This window comes from Brevibacterium sp. 50QC2O2 (assembly GCF_024580675.1).
GTDB lineage: Bacteria > Actinomycetota > Actinomycetes > Actinomycetales > Brevibacteriaceae > Brevibacterium > Brevibacterium moorei.
Genome location: NZ_JANIJZ010000075.1, coordinates 1 through 255, shown reverse-complemented (window position 1 = coordinate 255; position 255 = coordinate 1). Strand labels below are relative to the sequence as shown.

At 58.8% G+C, this 255-nt stretch carries 1 rRNA gene; it reads right to left on the bottom strand.

The window, feature by feature from the left end:
- Positions 1-255 (bottom strand): 23S ribosomal RNA (locus NQ038_RS15275); the annotation flags it as partial.

Here is a 255-nt window from a genome sequence, read left to right as displayed (position 1 = left end):
ACCACCGCGCGGCCCGGCTACCTTCCTGCGTCACACCACACGCTCACCTACACACCACCTCAGGTCCGAAGCACAACCACACACCCAACCCGAAGGCCAGGCGACAGTCACACCGCGTTAGTATCAGTAGCTTCAGTCTTTGACGGTCCTTCACCGGTACGGGAATATCAACCCGTTATCCATCGACTACGCCTGTCGGCCTCGCCTTAGGCCCCGACTAACCCAGGGAAGATGAACTTGACCCTGGAACCCTTA